At 70.5% G+C, this 15,778-nt stretch carries 16 protein-coding genes; 6 read left to right on the plus strand and 10 right to left on the minus strand.

Going from position 1 to position 15,778, the window contains the following annotated elements; translation table 11 throughout:
- Positions 1 to 32 precede the first annotated feature (32 nt).
- From ACFWY9_RS08515 to ACFWY9_RS08535, 5 genes are read right to left on the minus strand one after another with little or no spacing between them, the layout of a single operon-like run.
- Positions 33 to 899, minus strand: coding sequence for a siderophore-interacting protein (locus ACFWY9_RS08515; protein ID WP_378338529.1), 867 nt, complete (start codon positions 897 to 899; stop codon positions 33 to 35).
- Positions 896 to 1,141, minus strand: a complete 246-nt coding sequence (locus tag ACFWY9_RS08520; protein ID WP_378338530.1) for a phosphopantetheine-binding protein — start codon at positions 1,139 to 1,141, stop codon at positions 896 to 898. The genes ACFWY9_RS08515 and ACFWY9_RS08520 overlap by 4 nt, the downstream gene beginning before the upstream one ends.
- The gene (locus ACFWY9_RS08525) at positions 1,138 to 1,812 is read right to left on the minus strand and encodes an isochorismatase family protein (RefSeq protein ID WP_378338531.1); all 675 of its coding nucleotides are present in this window, start codon (positions 1,810 to 1,812) and stop codon (positions 1,138 to 1,140) included. The genes ACFWY9_RS08520 and ACFWY9_RS08525 overlap by 4 nt, the downstream gene beginning before the upstream one ends.
- Positions 1,812 to 3,452: a (2,3-dihydroxybenzoyl)adenylate synthase gene (locus tag ACFWY9_RS08530; RefSeq protein ID WP_378338532.1), complete on the minus strand. Its 1,641-nt coding sequence runs from the start codon at positions 3,450 to 3,452 to the stop codon at positions 1,812 to 1,814. Before ACFWY9_RS08530 ends, ACFWY9_RS08525 begins: the two co-directional genes overlap by 1 nt.
- Entirely contained in the window at positions 3,449 to 4,654 is a 1,206-nt protein-coding gene (locus ACFWY9_RS08535) for an isochorismate synthase (RefSeq protein WP_378338533.1), read from the minus strand. Before ACFWY9_RS08535 ends, ACFWY9_RS08530 begins: the two co-directional genes overlap by 4 nt.
- A gap of 350 nt (positions 4,655 to 5,004) precedes the next feature.
- Here ACFWY9_RS08535 and ACFWY9_RS08540 point away from each other — a divergent pair, with 350 nt between their 5' ends.
- Positions 5,005 to 5,796, plus strand: coding sequence for a 2,3-dihydro-2,3-dihydroxybenzoate dehydrogenase (locus ACFWY9_RS08540; RefSeq protein ID WP_378338534.1), 792 nt, complete (start codon positions 5,005 to 5,007; stop codon positions 5,794 to 5,796).
- 13 nt (positions 5,797 to 5,809) lie between these two features.
- On the opposite strand, the gene ACFWY9_RS08545 is transcribed toward ACFWY9_RS08540, so the two are convergent.
- Complete coding sequence (locus ACFWY9_RS08545; protein WP_378338535.1) at positions 5,810 to 7,420, minus strand: flavin monoamine oxidase family protein; 1,611 nt, start codon at positions 7,418 to 7,420, stop codon at positions 5,810 to 5,812.
- A gap of 158 nt (positions 7,421 to 7,578) precedes the next feature.
- On the opposite strand from ACFWY9_RS08545, the gene ACFWY9_RS08550 reads away from it, so the two are divergent.
- Positions 7,579 to 8,010 (plus strand): hypothetical protein, encoded by a 432-nt coding sequence (locus ACFWY9_RS08550; protein ID WP_378325546.1) that lies wholly within the window; start codon positions 7,579 to 7,581, stop codon positions 8,008 to 8,010.
- Here ACFWY9_RS08550 and ACFWY9_RS08555 read toward each other — a convergent pair.
- Positions 8,007 to 8,969, minus strand: coding sequence for an MBL fold metallo-hydrolase (locus ACFWY9_RS08555; protein WP_378338536.1), 963 nt, complete (start codon positions 8,967 to 8,969; stop codon positions 8,007 to 8,009). The genes ACFWY9_RS08550 and ACFWY9_RS08555 overlap by 4 nt on opposite strands.
- A gap of 16 nt (positions 8,970 to 8,985) precedes the next feature.
- Complete coding sequence (locus ACFWY9_RS08560) at positions 8,986 to 10,206, minus strand: MFS transporter (protein WP_378325582.1); 1,221 nt, start codon at positions 10,204 to 10,206, stop codon at positions 8,986 to 8,988.
- Positions 10,207 to 10,369: 163 nt separating this feature from the next.
- Here ACFWY9_RS08560 and ACFWY9_RS08565 point away from each other — a divergent pair, with 163 nt between their 5' ends.
- Complete coding sequence (locus ACFWY9_RS08565; RefSeq protein ID WP_378325543.1) at positions 10,370 to 10,636, plus strand: hypothetical protein; 267 nt, start codon at positions 10,370 to 10,372, stop codon at positions 10,634 to 10,636.
- Between the two features lie 3 nt (positions 10,637 to 10,639).
- Here the strand turns inward: ACFWY9_RS08565 and ACFWY9_RS08570 are convergent, their stop codons facing one another.
- On the minus strand, positions 10,640 to 11,527 hold the full coding sequence (locus ACFWY9_RS08570) for a LysR family transcriptional regulator (protein ID WP_378338537.1): 888 nt from the start codon (positions 11,525 to 11,527) through the stop codon (positions 10,640 to 10,642).
- Positions 11,528 to 11,606: 79 nt separating this feature from the next.
- Between ACFWY9_RS08570 and ACFWY9_RS08575 the strand changes: the two genes are divergently transcribed.
- Positions 11,607 to 12,539 carry an EamA family transporter gene (locus ACFWY9_RS08575; protein WP_378325541.1) on the plus strand — a complete coding sequence of 311 codons (933 nt, stop codon included), beginning with the start codon at positions 11,607 to 11,609 and terminating at the stop codon, positions 12,537 to 12,539.
- Positions 12,536 to 13,168: an NAD(P)-dependent oxidoreductase gene (locus ACFWY9_RS08580; RefSeq protein WP_378338538.1), complete on the plus strand. Its 633-nt coding sequence runs from the start codon at positions 12,536 to 12,538 to the stop codon at positions 13,166 to 13,168. Before ACFWY9_RS08575 ends, ACFWY9_RS08580 begins: the two co-directional genes overlap by 4 nt.
- On the opposite strand, the gene ACFWY9_RS08585 is transcribed toward ACFWY9_RS08580, so the two are convergent.
- Positions 13,162 to 14,061, minus strand: coding sequence for an alpha/beta fold hydrolase (locus tag ACFWY9_RS08585; RefSeq protein ID WP_378338539.1), 900 nt, complete (start codon positions 14,059 to 14,061; stop codon positions 13,162 to 13,164). The genes ACFWY9_RS08580 and ACFWY9_RS08585 overlap by 7 nt on opposite strands.
- Positions 14,062 to 14,499: 438 nt before the next feature.
- Here ACFWY9_RS08585 and ACFWY9_RS08590 point away from each other — a divergent pair, with 438 nt between their 5' ends.
- On the plus strand, positions 14,500 to 15,759 hold the full coding sequence (locus ACFWY9_RS08590) for a DUF222 domain-containing protein (RefSeq protein WP_378338540.1): 1,260 nt from the start codon (positions 14,500 to 14,502) through the stop codon (positions 15,757 to 15,759).
- Positions 15,760 to 15,778: the final 19 nt, after the last annotated feature.

The following is a 15,778-nucleotide window of genomic DNA, read 5'->3' on the forward strand; positions in this document are numbered from 1 at the left end:
TCTTTGTGAATTTGTCCTCAGTGGACGGTTGTTCAGTGGTCATGGTGTTCCTCGTGCTCGTCGTCGAAGTCGGCGACGCCGCGCTTCCAGTAGCCGGTGATGTCGTGATCGTCCTTGGCCAGGCGCAGTTCGTCGCGCACCCAGCGGCGCAACGGCTTGAGCTGCCCTGCCTCGCCGGCGATCCAGACGTAGACCCGCTCGCCCTCGGGCACGGTGACGCCGCGGACGGTGCGTTCCAGCTGATCGCCGGTGCCCGGCGGCCTGCCACCGCTGTGCAGCCAGTGCACTTCGACGTCCTCGGGCGCGGAAAGCTCGATCTCGCAAGAGGAATCGGGGACCTCGACGAACGCCCAGCCCGCCGCGGTGCGCGGCAGTTCCTCGAGCCAGCGCGCGATCGCGGGCAAGGCCGTGATGTCGCCCGCGAGCAGGTAGCGGTCGTAACTGTGCGGGACGATCAGCCCGCCGGGCGGCCCCGCGACATGAACGACCTCTCCCGGCTCGACGGCTCGTGCCCAGTCCGCGCCGAGACCGCCGTCGTGCAGCGCGACGTCGATGTCGAGTTCACCGGACGCCGCGTCGTAACGGCGCACCGTGTACTCCCGTGAAGTCGGCGACGGACGCGGCCAGCGCAGCATCTGCCCGTCCTGCTCCGGAAGCCGGAGCGTCCCGTCGGGTTCGGGGAAGAGCAGTTTGACGTGCTCGTCCGGCGAATGCGCCTCGAACCCCTCGAGGCCGGAACCGCCCAGGGTGACCCGCACGAGCCCCGCGCCCACCATCGTGGTGCGCAGGACCTCGGCCGCGCGGATCCGGATCGGATACCCCACTTTCTCGGCGCTCGTGCCCTCCCGGACCTCCGCGATCCGCTCGTGGTGCCGATGCCGGTGATCGACGCGGCTCACGGCTTCTCCCCCGCCAGCAACGCCGTCCAGTGCCCGAGTTCGGGCCGCTCGGCCAGATCCGGGAACTCCAGCCCGGTCGCCCCCGCCGCGCGCCACCGTTCGATGAGGCTCATGATCCGCACCGAGTCCAGCCCGCGGTCGAGCAGGTTCTCGTCGGCGGAGACCTCGGCGGGATCGCAGCCGAGCAGACCGGCGATGTCGGCGCGGACGCGGTCGGCGGTCAGTGCGGGCGTGTCGCTCATCGGGGTGCTCCTGCGGGGATCGGCGCCGTCAGCGCGGCCAGCGCGACGGCGGTGGTGGTGACGGCACCGCAGCGCTGCGCGACGTACTCGCAGGCCTGGTCGTGCCGCTCCCGGGAAAAATCGGCGACGGCGTCGGCGACCAGGAACGGCCGGACGTCGCGCATGAACGCCTCGACGGCGGTCGCCTGGCAGCCGATGTGCGCGTAGACACCGGTGATCAGCAGCTGGTCGCGCCCCCGCGCGGCGAGCTGTTCGGCGAACGCGCTGCGCTGGAACGCGCTGTAGCGCCACTTGGCCACCACGGTGTCGCCCTCGGCCGGGGCGAGTTCGTCGACGATGTCCGCGGCGCGCGGGTCGGCGTCGATCACCGCGCCGATCCCGTCGCCCCAGAACTCGGTCAGCAGGCCGCGGTCGGGAGCGTCCTGACGGCCCGGCTGCGCGGTGTAGAACACCGGGATCGCCCGCTCGCGGCACGCCGCGATCAGCGCCGCGATGTTCGCCGTCACCTCGGGCACCGGCGCGCCCGCGTACGGGGCGAGGAAATACCGCTGCATGTCGTGGACCAGCAGCGCCGCCCGCGCCGGGTCGGGCGACCAGCCCACCCGACCCGCGGGCAGCTCCGCCGCGTCCGGCAGCGGATACGGCCGGATTTCCGGCAGGGACACGGACATCACCCCTTCTCGGCGAGGGCGGCCAGTGCCGCCCGCAGTTCGCGTTTGCTGGTCTTGCCGACGCCGGTCACCGGGAACACGTCGACGACGAGGACGAGATCGGGCACCTTGAACGCCGCCACGCCCCGTTCCCGGACGAAGCGGCGCAGCTCGGGCGCCGTGGGCGCGGAATCCGCGGTGGGCACCACGTAGGCGCAGGTCCGCTCGCCCAGATACTCGTCGGGCACGCCGACGACGGCCGCGTCGAGCACGCCGGGGTGAGCCATCAGGTGGTTCTCGACCTCTTCGGCCGCCAGCTTCTCGCCGCCCCGGTTGATCTGTTCCTTCGTCCGGCCGACGACCTCGACGTGCCCGGTCGGCCCGCGCCGCACCAGGTCGCCGGTCCGGTAGAACCCGTCCGCGGTGAACGCCGTCGCGTTGTGCGCGGCCGCGCGGTAGTAGCCGCGGATCGTGTAGGGCCCGCGGGTCAGCAACGCGCCGATTTCCCCTGGTGCCACCACGTCGTCGGAGGTCGCCGCCGGGTTGTCCGGGTCGACGACGCGGATTTCGTCGTCGGGCGAGATCGGACGTCCTTGCGTGCCAAGGACGAGTTCGTCGGGATCGTCGAGCCGGGTGTAGCAGACCAGGCCCTCGGCCATCCCGAACACCTGCTGCAGGCGGCAGCCCAGCGCGGGCCCGATCCGCTCGGCCAGCTCCCGGCCGCATTTGGCACCCCCGACGAGCAGAGTGTCCAAACTGGACAGATCGCGCCCGGTGCGCGCGGCGGCCTGGACCCAGGCGGCGGCCAGCGGCGGCACGACACCGGTGATCGTCACCCGCTCGGACTCGATCAGCCGGAACACGGTGTCCGGATCGGGCCGGGGGGCCAGCACACTCGCCGCGCCCGCGTGCAGCGCGCCGAGCACACCCGGCGAGCTGAGCGGGTAGTTGTGCGAGACCGGCAACGCGGCCAGGTACACGCTTTCCGGGCGCAGCGCGCAGATGCGCGCGCTTTCCCGGACGCTGTAGAGGTAATCGTCGTGCGTGCGCGGGATGAGCTTCGGCAGCCCGGTGCTCCCGCCGGACAGCTGCAGGAACGCGACGCCCTCCGGATCGGGGTCGGGCAGCTCGCGGGGCGCGGTCGCGGCGAGGTCGTCGAACTCCGTGGACCCGACGATCAGTACCTGCCGCACCGAATCCACGTCAGCCGCGACAGCACGCGCGGTCGCCGCGTGGTCGTGCCGTTCGTGCTCCGCGACGGTGATGATCGCGGCCGCCTCGGTCTGTGTGGCGAAATGCCGGAGTTCGCTGTCCCGGTGCGCGGGCAGGGCGAACACCGGCCACGCGCCCGCACGCCACAACCCGAACACGACCGGCATGAAGTCCGGGATGGTCGGCAACTGCAGAACCACGCGATCACCCGGCACGATCCCCGACTCGGCGAGGCCTGCCGCGATCCGGTGCGCGCGCTCGTCCAGTTCGGCGAAGGTCCAGCGTTCGAGCCGCCCGGCGCGCTCCCCCACGACCGCGGTGCGTTCGGCGTAGGCGGCCGTCACCGAAGTCAGCAGCGCGCCGAAGGTCTGTCCCCGCCAATACCCGGACGCGCGATACCGAGCGGCGATCTCGGGCGGCCAGGCCACGTGATCCGGACCCGAGTTCACGCCACACCCTCCAGCCCGAGAGCACGCAGGAGCGTACGGAATTTCGCGCTTGTTTCGGCGAGTTCGGCCTCCGGGTCCGAGCCGGCGACGATCCCGGCGCCGGCGAAAAGCCGGACCGTGCGGTCGCACACCTCGGCGCTGCGGATGGTCACCGCCCATTCGCCATCACCGTCCACATCGGACCAGCCGACCAACCCCGCGTAGTACCCGCGGTCCTCCGGTTCCAGTTCCGCGATCGCGGCGTAGGCGGGCGCGGCAGGCACGCCGCACACGGCGGGCGTCGGATGCAGGGCTTCGGCCAGCGCCAAGGAAGACGACCCGGGATCGGCGGGGTTCTTGAGCCGTCCGGTGATCCGGCTCGACAGGTGCCACATCGTCGGGGTGCCGATCACCTCGGGTTCGGCGGGAACGTCGAGGTCCGCGCAGAACCGGCTCAGCACGTCACCGACCTGTGCCGACACGTGGGCGTGCTCGCGGCGGTCCTTCGCCGACGCCAGCAGCGTCGCGATACGCCGCCGATTCTCGGCATCGTCGGCCGAACGCGGCAGCGATCCCGCCAGCGGATTGGCCACCACCGTGTCGCCGCGCCGGGAGACCAGCAACTCCGGGCTCGCCCCGGTGAGCGTGCGCGTGGCCGGGTCTCCCGCCGCCGTGACGTCGACCGCGAACGCGTACGCGGCCGGGTTCGCCCGCACCAGCCGAGCGAGCAACGACGGTACCGAGACCGGGGCATCGGCCGTCAGCTCCAGGCTGCGGGCGAGCACCACCTTGTCCAGTCCGCCCGCACCGATCAGGTCGAGAGCGCCGCGGACGCCGTCCGCGTACGCCCGTGGCTCGGGCCGCGGCGTCACCGACCACGTCGTCGCCCCGAATCCCTCCGGCGTCTCGCCGGCCGCGGAGCGTTCCGGCGCTCCCGCGCGCCGCACCACGGCCGGGATCACGAGGCCGGCTTCCGCCTCCGGCCGGAACCCGATCGCGCCGGCCACCACCGGTTCGGTGACGCCGAGTGCCGCCGCCTTCCCGAGCGCTTCGGCCGCCGCGCCGGACCAGGACCCCGTCCCCCGCCGGACGGACGCGCGCACGCCGTCGGCCAGCAGCGATCCCCTCGGCGAGGAGAAGTAGAACGAGCCCGGCAGGTAGGCGGCGAGCAGATCGGCCGCCCGGTGTACGGGTCTCGGCCGGACCAACGCGGGTGAAGACACGTCGAGATTCCTTTCGGGCATCGCGAAATCGGGGGACCGGAACGGAAATCACACGTTCAACGACCGAGCGTGACGACTTCCGGCGCGCACGACCGCTCGCGACCGGGGCGCGAAAACCGTTGCCGGACAAGCCTTTCGGACACCGCCACGAAGGTTCGCCCGCCGGGATTCCGCCCCATCGTCCGCTCCCAAGATCGTCAATTGGTTAGGCTAACCTAATTCACAAACGGGACAGAAGTCCACCGTGTCGCGTGCGTGCCAGGTCACAACAGCTACCCGGACAGGCCCCAGGCTCCTGTCTCCGATTAGGTTAACCTAACCAAAGTTCCCAGGGTAGAGAGGTGTTCGAGATGGTGCCGCCGACGCACGAAGACACGGGAATCACGGGCAAGGTCGCCGTGGTGACCGGGGCCGCCCGCGGGATCGGCGCCGCGGTCGTGGCGGGCCTCGTCCGCGAAGGCGCGACTGTCGCCGCGGTGGACATCGACGCCGGCGGCCTCGCGGAATCCGCCGCGCGAATGGGCGAGCGAGTACACCCGTTTCCCGCCGATGTGGGCGATTCCGCGGCCTTCGCGCGGGTCGTCGACGCGGTGGAACGGGATCTCGGGCCGATCGACATCGGCGTCTCGGTGGCCGGGGTGCTGCTGCCGGGTTCGGTCTGCGAAACCACCGACGAGGACTGGGCGAGGACGTTCGCGGTCAACACCACCGGCGTTTTCGTGGTACTGCGCGAGATCGCGCGCCGGATGGTCCCCCGCCGGGCCGGGACACTGGTCACCGTCGCGTCGAACGCCGCCGGGGTGCCCCGGATGGGCATGGGCGCCTACGCCGCGTCCAAGGCCGCCGCGACCATGCTGACCCGCTGCCTCGGGCTCGAGGTCGCCGGACACGGGATCCGCTGCAACGTGGTCGCACCCGGCTCGACCGACACGCCCATGCAGCGTCTACTGTGGACGGACGAGAGCGACGCCGCGCGGGTGATCGCCGGTTCCCCCGACCAGTTCCGTGTCGGCATCCCCCTCGGCCGGATCGCCGATCCCGCCGACATCGCCGACGCCGTGCTCTTCCTGGCCTCCCCTCGCGCGCGGCACATCACGATGCAGGAGCTGTACGTCGACGGCGGCGCGACGCTGCGCGCGTGACCGCGCCGTCCCGTCAGGGCGCGGACAGCACACGCTTGTGCAGGGCGGTGACCACCTGGCGTGCGGATTCGAACGCGCCGGCCTGCCATGAGAAGAGGTAGGAGAGCCAATCACCGGAGAAGTAGACCCTGCCCGCGGGCTGGTTGAGCAGCTGGTAGGCCGGGGTACGGAAGGGCGGCATCGTCCACGCGGCCTCGATGTGCGGCACGCGGCGCCAAGCGATCGAGAACGAGCTGGCGAGTTCGGTCCGGAACTTCGCGCCATGGATCTTCGCACCTTGCTCGAGAGCCAGGAGTTCGCGCTCCTTCGGGGAGAGTTTCTCGTACCTCTGGGCGGGGCCTTCGTCGGACTGGTAGCCGACGAGGACGCCGGTACGACCGTGGTGACCGTGGGACGGGTACCAGATCTCGCTGATGTCCAGATCGGTCCAGGTGATACCGCCGTAGATCCGGTGGTCGGTCTCCCACCAGCGGCCCGTGTACTCCAGGCCGATCTTCCCCGCTGCCACCCGGCTGTCGTGGTAGGTGGCGAGCGCCGCCTGTACCTCGGGACCGAGGTTGTGCGGGATCCTGGCCAGCAGATGCGGTGGCAAGGCCGCGATGCAGTAGTCGGCAGTCAGTTCCCGATCGCGGCCGTCCGCCGTGCGGTAGGCGACCGCCACCCCTCGGTCACCGCCGGAGATCCGGCGGACCCGGCTGCCGGTACGGATCCGTTCCCGGCCGATCGCCGCGGCCAGCGCGCACGGGATCCGGTCCATACCGCCGATCGGCTGGAACATGAGCATCGCCTGGTCGTAATCGAGTTCCTCGAAAAAGTAGCGGCCCACCCCGCTGGCGAAGACCTCGGACAGCGACGGCACCGGGCCGAGTACCGTCCCCTCGTTCGCTCCGGCACCGGGATTCACCGAATAACCCCGTCTGCTGCTTCCGGTGTACTGCCGTCCCGTGCCCTTGTCGCCGATCACGCCCCACTCGTGCAGGAAATCGAGCAACCGCTCCTTGTCGGCCGCGGTCAGTTCGGCGTCCAGCGCGCCACGATCGGTCGCCTTGGCGAGCAGCTCGCTGACGTAGCCGTACACATCCGCCTGCGCGGTCCGATGCCGCTGCGGGGCCTTCATCCCGGCGGATTCGTTGTAGCTGTAGGCGTTCGCGTTGGTATTCGTGAAGACCTCGACCGGCACACCCAGCTCGCGGCAGTAGTCGAGGGTGACCATCCACTGCGCGATCCGCGCCGGGCCCGCGTTCAGGTAACCGTCACCGGCGAACTCCGCCACCTGGGTGACACCGCCGAGTTCGGTGTGTTCGGTACCGTTCCGGACCGTGAAGTTCCGTCCGCCGATCCTGTTCCGCGCCTCCAGTACCGTACAGTCGTACCCCGCCTTTCCGAGTTCGTAGGCGCAGGCCAGTCCCGTGATCCCGCCGCCGAGGATCGCGACCTTCGCCGCGGCTCTGCCGGACAGCGTGAAATCCGCTTTTCGTGGTTCCCGATAGGAATCGGCGCGCGCGGTCGGGGCCAGCCCCAGCGCTCCCATCGTCGCGAACATCGTGCCCGCCCCGCCCGCCGCGCCCACCGCGGACAGGAACCGTCTTCTGCTGATCCCGTCGCGCCCCGCACCATCCGTCATCGACGATTCCCCCTTTTACGAATTGCCACGTCGATCGGAGGAGAACATACCGCCGACGCCGAATATCGGTCCAGCGAAAGCAATTTCCGTCGAAAAGTGGGCCGATTGCCGCATCCGGTTCACCGGGAATTGTCGGTGCCGTGTGGTTCCCTTGGCCCATGACGACTTCCGTACTGCACGCCCCGCCCGCCCGCATCCAGCGCCAGGACGTCACGGTGGTGGAGCAGACCACCGCCGACGAACTGCCCCGGATCCGGGAAATCTGGCCGTCGTTCGAGCGGCTGGTCGGGCTGCGTGGGCGCAAGATGTATGCCCGGATCGACGAACGCGCGGGCACCTACACCGTGTGCACGCCGGTCAAGGCGGAGGACCGGCCGGAAAGTCTCGGCCTGCGGACCGGCGTCCTGCCCGGCGGCTGGTACCTGCGCGGCAGGCTCGTCGGCGAACCGGCCACGATCCACGGGCGGATCGGTGCCGGGATGGCCGAACTCCAGGCGGCCGCGGAAGCCGACGAGACGCGGCCGCTCGTCGAGTTCTACCGCAGGCACGACCACATCGAGCTGTGGTTGCCGATCCGGTCAGGACACTAGAACACCTGCCGCAGATCGGCCGCCACCACCAGCGGACCGCGCCACGCGCCCCGGCAGGACCGTTCCCACTCCGCGTCGGTGACCGGTCCGAACGACACGAGATGGGTCAGCACCAGATTGCGCACCTTCGCCTCCAGTGCCACGTTCGCGACCTGTTCGTTCGTGGTGTGCGAGGCCAGGAGGTGCTCCTTCAGCCGCGTCTCGGTCGGCTGCGCGGCGAGCAGTTTGTCCAGCGACGGCAGGTGAAGCACCTCGTGCACCAGCCAGTCCGCGCCCTGTGCCAGGCGGACGACGGCGTCGAACGGGGTGGTGTCGCCGGAAAACACGACCGAGCCGTACCGGGTGTCGAAGCGGAGCGCGTAGGACTCGGTGACCGGCGGGTGGTTGTTCCGCGCGGCCGTGACCCGCACCAGGTCGTCGCGGTAGACCTCGCCGTCGCCGGTGAACTCCCGTGCCTCGGCGAGCCCGCGCGGATCCGGCAGGCCCTGGTCCGCGATCCGGAGATCGATGTCGAAACGGTTCATCGCCAGATAGCCCGCCAGCATGTCCTTCATGCCCGGCGGCGCGTGGAACCCGATGCGATGGGTGAGATTCGCGTTCCACGCGGCGTTCAGCAGGTTCCCGAACTCCAGGTTGTGGTCGGAATGGTGATGCGTGATGAACACCGCCCGCACGGCGGACAGTTCGAGCCCGGCGAGCACGAGCTGACGGCTCACGCCCATCCCGCAGTCCACCACGTACACGACGCCGTCGACGATCAGCGCGTTGGCCGGATTGCTCCGGTCGGACCGCAGTGTCGGACCGCCCTTCGTGCCCAGCGGCACCAGGTGCATACCGGTCTTCGGTACCGGCGGAGTGCCCGGCGGCTGCGGCTCGGCAGCCGAGCACGCGCCGAGCGCGAGCAGCCCGGAGGCGACACCGCCGCTCAGCATTCCCCTTCGTGACAAGACTTTCCCCATACGCGCTCCTCGACGTTCACCGACTGGCCGTCTCCGCCACCGCGAGCTCGGTTTCCCGGAACGAAGCGGGCGAGACCGCCCGCCACACCACCGCTGTCGCGGCGAGCTGCACGACCGCCGCCATCACCCATACGCCCCGCAGATTCCAGTGCGCGGCGACGAATCCCCCGGCCAGCGCGCCCAGCGGGGTCAGGCCCCAGGCCAGCGCGCGATGACTCGTCAGCACGCGGCCGAGCAGGGCGGGCGGGGTGAACCGCTGCCGGATCGACTGCGAACACACGTTCCACACCAGCACCGTGGCGGTGAGGAACACCAGGACGAGCCCGATGGCCACCGGCCACGGCGGCAGGACGGCGATCAGCACCATCACCACCATGTTGGCGGCCTGGCCGAACCGCATCGACCACGAATACCCCAGGCGCGCGACGACACGCTGGACCACGAACGACGACACGACCCAGCCGACCGCCATACAGGCGAGCAGGATTCCGTACCCGATGGCGCCGACGTGCAGCACCTGCGTCGCGTAGAGCACGAACATCGCGTTGGACGCGCTCGCCGCGAACGAGCCGAGCGCCACGCTGAGCGTCACCGACCGCAGCAGCGGTGTGCCGACCAGGTACCGCAGCCCCGCCCCGATGCCCCGCAGCGGATGCACCCCGGACACCGGCGCGGGAGCCGAACGAATTCCCCTCGCCAGCACGAACGCCGCCACCGCGAACGCCCCGGCCAGCCACGCGGGCAAGCCGGCGCCGAGCGACAACAGCAGCCCGGTCACCGGTGGGACGATGAACTGGACCACGCCGCGATCGATCACCTGCAGCCGCGCGTTGGCCGAAGCGAGCCGATCCGGCGCCACGATCTCCGGTACCAGCGCCCCGCTGGCGCCGTCGCCGAGCACCTGCGCCGAGGTGATCACGAACGCGACCACCATCAGCACCGGCAGGCTCAGCAGGCCCGCCGAGCCGGACACGGCCAGCGCCAGCGCCGCGGCGACCTGGACCGCGTAGGCCCACGCGAGCACCGTGGTCCGGCGGAACCGGTCGATCACCACACCGGCGAGCAGCGAGAACAGCAGCCACGGCGCCTGGCCGACGACGTTGACCAGCGACACCTCGCGCGGATCCGTCGTGATCGACACCGCCAGCAGCGGCAACGCCGCCAGCAGCAACCCTTCGCACGCCGAACCGGACACCGCCACCGCCTGCAGGCGCACCCACCTGCCCGTCCCCGCCATGATCGACAGTCTGCCGAATCGCGGTGCCCCGGCGAACAGTTTTTCGCGTACTCCCCCGGATGGCTCAGCCACATCGGAGGGTCCACAGTGGACGACGGACACCCCGCGGGTCGATCCGGGCTATCGTCGAGGTGGACGGACCGGACCGGAAACGGAGCAGACGATGAGCGAGAACGACGCCGGGCCGGCGCTGCCCGCACCCGGCACGCCGGAGGTCCCCGAACCGGACTACACCGAAGCGGGGGTGCCCGGCTTCGACTACGTGCGGGACCGGATCGAGAAGCGGTACACCACCGCGATCGGCTCGACCGAACTCGCCGGGATCGGCGGCGAGGAAACCGCCGAAACGCTGGACAAGAAGATCGCCGACCGGGACGAGGCCGCCAAGGACAAGCTGGCCGAGATCCGCAGGCAGCTGCGCGGCGAGTAGCCCTCAGCCGCCGAGCAGCTCGGCCCGCACCCCCAGCCCGGTGAGGAACGCGGTCGCGGCGGGCGTGCGGCTGAACCTGCTCCACACCAGGTATTCGACGCGGCCCGGCGCGTCGGTCACCGGGACGGTGACGACACCGCTGAGCTGGGGCGCGTAGGTCGACGGGAGCATGGCGACACCGAGTCCCTGCTGGATCAGCCGGGCCATGAGATCCGCGGCGGTCACCTCGAGGGCGACGTCGCGGGTCAGGCCGGCGGCGGCGAAGGCCTGATCGGACTGGGCCCGGCCCGCCGTCCCCGCCGGGAAGTCCACGAACACCTCGGCGGACAGCCGGCGCAGGTCGACGTCCGCTTCCCCGGCGAGCGCGTGCCCCGGCGGGACCACGGCGACAAGGCGATCGCGGGCCAGTTCGTGCGTGTGGACGCCTTCAGGTCGCGCGGTGGTGGGCAGGCCGAGAAGGGCGGCGTCGAGCGTGCCCTGTTTGACCTGCTCGACGAGTTCTTCACTGGCGCCCACCCGCAGGCCGATGCGTACCCGCGGATAGCTTCCGTGGAACTCGCGCAGCACGGCCGGGATGTCCACGGCCGCGACGGTGGGGATCACGCCGACGGTGAGCCGTCCCCGCACCTCGCCGACGGCGGCGGCCACCTCGGCGGCGGCGCGTTCGGCGGCGTCGAGGCACTGGCGGGCCGCGGGCAGGAAGGCAGCCCCCGCCGCGGTCAGCCGCACGCGGCGGCTGGTGCGGTCGAAGAGCCGGGCCCCGAGTTCCCGTTCCAGGCGCGCGATCTGGTGGCTGAGCGCCGACTGGACGACGAGGCAGCGCTCGGCGGCGCGGGTGAAGCTGTTCGTCTCGGCGACGGCGACGACGTACCGCAGCTGCTGGAGTTCCACGGATCTATCTTGTATCACGATAGATTCGGTGACAAACATGTGTTGGACTCATCACCGCTGGTCGGCCAAGACTGGACCCATGCGAAACCAGACGATTTCCCCAGCCTCGGGCGGCACGCTCGCCCGTACCGCGATGACCGCGCTCGCCCCGATGGTGTGGGGCACGACCTACGTGGTGACCACCGAATTCCTCCCGCCGGGACATCCGCTGTTCGCCGGGCTGCTGCGCGCACTGCCCGCCGGGCTGATCACGCTGGCGCTCACCAGGACCCTGCCGCACGGCGCCTGGTGGTGGAAGGCTGCCGCGCTCGGCGTGCTGAACATCGGGCTGTTCTTCCCGCTGCTGTTCACCGCGGCCGAACGCCTGCCGGGCGGTGTCGCCGCCACGCTGGGCGCGTCCCAGCCGATGATCGTCGCCGTGCTGGCCGTGCTCATCCTGCGCGAGCGCCCGTCCGGTAGACGGTTCGTCTGGGGCATCGCCGGCGTCGTCGGTGTCGGTCTCGTGGTGATCGGCCCGAACGCGGCGTTCGACGTCGCCGGGATCGTGGCGGGCCTCGGCGGCGCGGCCTCGATGGCGCTCGGGATCACCCTCACCAAACGCTGGGGACGGCCCGACGGTGTCGGTCCGACCGCCTTCGCCGGCTGGCAGCTCACCGCGGGCGGCCTGTTCCTGCTGCCCGTCACGTTCCTCGTCGAGGGCGCGCCACCCGCGATCGACGCGAAGGCCGCCCTCGGCTACCTGTGGCTCGGCCTGATCGGCGGGCTGCTGTCCTACGTGCTGTGGTTCCGGGGCATCACCACGCTGCCGGTCAACTCCGTCGCCGTCCTCGGCCTACTCTCGCCGATGGTCGCCGCGCTGCTCGGCGTGCTCGTGCTCGGCCAGACACTCGGCCCGATCCAGCTCGTGGGCTTCGCGCTCGCCCTCGCCGCGGTCGTCGCGGCGCAGCTCTCCCCACGCACCCGCCCGGACGCGCCGGTGCGCGACCTCGTCACGGAAGGGACTGTCCGATGAGGATCGTCGTCATCGGCGCGAGCGGAATGGTCGGTTCGCGCGTCGCCGGGGAAGCCACCCGCCGGGGACACCGGACCACCGTGGTCTTCCGCGGCGAACCACCCGCTTCGCTGCCCGCCGAGGTCACCACCGCGCGAGGCGACGCGACCGACCGCGAGCGCATGCGCGGCCTGTTCACCGGCGCCGACGCGGTCGTCGCGGCGACCCGTCCCGCACCGGGGCACGAAAACCTGGCCGCCCCGACCACGACGGCACTGCTGGACGCGGCCGCGGCGGCAGGCACCCGGCTCCTCGTCGTCGGGGGCGCCGGTCCACTGTGGACACCAGGGCGGCCGGACCTCGCGGTGCTCGACAACCCGGACTACGTGCCCACCGCGTGGCGGGACATCGCGGCGGCCAGCGTCGCGCAGCTGGACGCCTGCCGGGCACATTCCGCGGACTGGGTCTACCTCAGCCCGGCCGCGCTCCTCGAACCCGGGCCGCGCACCGGAACCTACCGGCGCGGCGGCACCACGCTCGTCACGACCGCGGACGGCACGTCCCGGATCTCCGCGGAGGATCTCGCCGTCGCCGTGCTCGACGAACTCGAAAACCCCGGCGAGGACAGGCATTTCACCGTCGGCTACTGAGTTCCGTGCCCCGGAGCCTCTTCGAACGGCACGACCAGGCGGCGGACCTCGGCGGCGATGAGGCCGGGTTCGGTCGCCGGCACCATATGCCCCGATTTCCGGGCGAGGACGTGCCTGCCGCCGGCCGACCGCGTCGCGCGATACTCGTGGGACGCGGTCGCCGCGTCGCGAACCCGCCTGCCCATCCCCGGCGCCGTCAGCGCGCCGGAGATCACCGTGACCGGGATGCCGGGCAGCTCCGGCGGGTTCCCGCGCATCGCCAGCAGATCCGGGACCACCGAGGCCAGTTCGGCGGCACGGGTGCGCATGGTGCCGACGGTGAAACCCTCCGCGCGCATGTCGCGGCGCGCGTCCTCCGGCAGCGCCGCGAGCAGCCCGCGGTAGGCGAACCCGAGCAGCCCGGCACGAGCCAGCGTCGCGCTGACCACCTGTCCGATCTTTTCCGCCCGGCGCATGGCAGGCTGGAAAATGAGGTCACAGGACTCGTCGCTCGGATCGACGAGCACCAGCCCCGAGATCCGGCCGGGCCGCGCCGCCGCGGCGAGCCGCACGATCGGCCCGCCCCAGCTGTGCCCGACAAGGATGAACGGCCCCGTCCCGAGATGATCGAGCACCGCGCCCAGGTCCGCGGCGAGCCTGTCGAGCGATCGCGGTCCCGGATCGGGCGCGCTGCGGCCGAGCCCGCTGCGGTCGTAGACCACCGCGGGGGCCCACTCGGCCACAGCCGCCTGAACCGGCGCCCAGTACGACCGGTTCGCGGCGAGGCCACCTTCGAAGACCACCGTCGGCGCATCGGCGTCCACCGGTCCCGGAAGGCGCATGAAGAACAACTCGCGCCCGTCACGGGTCGGCGCGGTTTCGGCGGTTCCCTGGCTGTGCCCCACCTGCTTCACTCCCCCAGCTCCGTCCTCCACTTGCCAGGAGAGGCTAACCTAACCTCCGAAGTCTTGGCGAGTCAGCTCAACGAGGGACGCCGTGGAGGCTTTGAGAGGCGACGAGGGCGTCCCCGGGGGGATCCATACTTGTCTTGAACGCTCCTCCGCTGGGGACGTTGATCGTCCTGAACGGAGCGTTCACGACGTACCTCACTGCGCCGCTCAGACCCCTGTGCACAGGAAGGCACGGCACACAGGGAGTTCATGGTGGCCGAGCAGCCTTCTCAGCTTCGGCAGCTTGCCGTTCGTGCCGCGGCCAGGTCGTCATCGACAGTCGAAATCCTTACACCCCAACAGGATCACTCCACGCAGCCACCGAGTCCCCACCTGGACCAGGAGCAGATTTCACCTGATCGTGTCGAACATATGTTCTAGCTCCTACGGTAGGATGGTGATGTGTCCGAGAACCTGTCCACTCTGGAACCGCCGCAGGAGCTGTGGCGGCGATCCGGTCGTGCACTCGCCGACGAAGTGCGTACCCGACTGGAGTCCTTGTGGCGCTTGGACGCTGAACTCGGCCAGTTCCTCGCGGAGATCGAGTCGCGTGGCGTCTCCGAGTTGTACGGGTATGGGTCGACAGCGGCTTGGTTCGCGCACATGGCACGAATGTCGCGCGGTGAAGCCAAAAAGTACCTCGATCGCGCCCACGGGTTGAACCCCGGTCGCAATATCGACGGTAGCGAACTCCCCGCCACCGCGCCAGCAACCAGAGCCGCCGCCCTCGACGGCGAGATCGGCCCGCACCACAGCGACCGGATCCTCCAGTTCCTCAAGAAGGTTCCTTCCTTTGTGTCCGAAGAGGACAGAAGCAGCGCCGAGAAGATCCTGGTGGAGCTGGCCCGGCACGCCACACCGCAGGAAGTGGTCAAGGCCGCCGACGAGATCCTCGCCCGCATGGACCAGGACGGGAAGCCCCCGAAGGACCCGGATCCGCCGGAGCGCAAGCCCGAGTTGCGGTTGCGGCAACGGAAAGACGGCTGGTTCGACATCGACGGACAGCTCGACCCCATCACCGGAACCCGCCTCAGCACGATCCTCGACCCGCTGGCCACACCCCGGCCCGCCGGGGAAGACAAATGGCCCGACCTGCGGTCGCCGTCCCAGCGGTACGGGGAAGCCTTCGGCGAGACGATCGCCATGCTCGCCAACGTTCCCGACGTGCCTGGTGGCGACCGCGCCCAACTCCTGGTCACGGTCACGCTGGACGACTTGAAATCGAAGCTGGGTACGGCGTGCCTGGACATGGTCAGCACCATCACCGCAACCGAGGCCCGTATGCTGGCATGCGACTGCCAGGTCATCCCGGCAGTGCTGGGCACCAAGGGCGAACCGCTCGACCTCGGCCGCGCCAAACGACTCGTCACCCCCGCGCTACGCAAAGCGCTGGTCATCCGGGACGGCGGCTGCGCTTTCCCAGGGTGTCATCGCAAACCCCGACATTGCGACGCCCACCACGTGGTCGCGTGGATGAACGGCGGACACACCGTCCTCCGGAATCTCGTGCTGCTCTGCGGCACGCACCACCGGCTGCTACACAAAGCCGACTGGAAAGTCCGCATCGCCGAAGACGGACTACCCGAATTCATCCCGCCAGATTACGTGGATCCGCTACGCACACCCCGAAGAAACAACCTCCACCAACCCATCTCCAGCTAAGTCCCGTAGCCGTTCCAGA

The organism is Amycolatopsis sp. NPDC059027 (assembly GCF_042739735.1).
GTDB lineage: Bacteria > Actinomycetota > Actinomycetes > Mycobacteriales > Pseudonocardiaceae > Amycolatopsis.

What these genes read in the sequence shown, in the direction of transcription:
- ACFWY9_RS08525 (WP_378338531.1), bottom strand. Translation starts at nt 1,812, where the DNA reads ATGTCCGTGTCCCTGCCGGAAATCCGGCCGTATCCGCTGCCGGACGCG.
- ACFWY9_RS08545 (WP_378338535.1), bottom strand. Translation starts at nt 7,420, where the DNA reads ATGACGGATGGTGCGGGGCGCGACGGGATCAGCAGAAGACGGTTCCTG.
- ACFWY9_RS08565 (WP_378325543.1), top strand. Translation starts at nt 10,370, where the DNA reads ATGAGCGAGAACGACGCCGGGCCGGCGCTGCCCGCACCCGGCACGCCG.
- ACFWY9_RS08555 (WP_378338536.1), bottom strand. Translation starts at nt 8,969, where the DNA reads ATGGGGAAAGTCTTGTCACGAAGGGGAATGCTGAGCGGCGGTGTCGCC.
- ACFWY9_RS08575 (WP_378325541.1), top strand. Translation starts at nt 11,607, where the DNA reads ATGCGAAACCAGACGATTTCCCCAGCCTCGGGCGGCACGCTCGCCCGT.
- ACFWY9_RS08550 (WP_378325546.1), top strand. Translation starts at nt 7,579, where the DNA reads ATGACGACTTCCGTACTGCACGCCCCGCCCGCCCGCATCCAGCGCCAG.
- ACFWY9_RS08560 (WP_378325582.1), bottom strand. Translation starts at nt 10,206, where the DNA reads ATGGCGGGGACGGGCAGGTGGGTGCGCCTGCAGGCGGTGGCGGTGTCC.
- ACFWY9_RS08580 (WP_378338538.1), top strand. Translation starts at nt 12,536, where the DNA reads ATGAGGATCGTCGTCATCGGCGCGAGCGGAATGGTCGGTTCGCGCGTC.
- ACFWY9_RS08520 (WP_378338530.1), bottom strand. Translation starts at nt 1,141, where the DNA reads ATGAGCGACACGCCCGCACTGACCGCCGACCGCGTCCGCGCCGACATC.
- ACFWY9_RS08540 (WP_378338534.1), top strand. Translation starts at nt 5,005, where the DNA reads ATGGTGCCGCCGACGCACGAAGACACGGGAATCACGGGCAAGGTCGCC.